We start from the raw sequence: 226 nt of genomic DNA, 5'->3' as shown, positions 1-226 counted from the left end.
CCTCGTAACCGCCCGACTTGTTCTTGAAGCCGATGGCGAAGTAGTTCTTGCCATTATGCGAGAAGTGGAGTTCCACACATTCCTTTCGGGCGATGCACAGGTCAATATTCCGCTCGCTCAGATAGCGTAGGAGTGCAGGGTGGTTGAGTTCCCTAACCTCCAATCTCTCAAAACTCGGCTCGGAAGCTTGCTGAGGGAAAGAAAAGTCGGTCGGGCGTACATGGGG

Annotated in this window: 1 pseudogene; it reads right to left on the bottom strand. The window is 53.5% G+C overall.

Annotation, left to right across the window (positions count from 1 at the left end):
- Nucleotides 1-226: pseudogene (locus DWV53_RS16335) on the bottom strand (toprim domain-containing protein); the annotation flags it as partial.

The sequence above is a fragment of the Segatella copri genome (genome assembly GCF_003465495.1).
Classification (GTDB): domain Bacteria; phylum Bacteroidota; class Bacteroidia; order Bacteroidales; family Bacteroidaceae; genus Prevotella; species Prevotella copri_G.
This window is presented reverse-complemented; position numbering and strand designations above follow the sequence as displayed.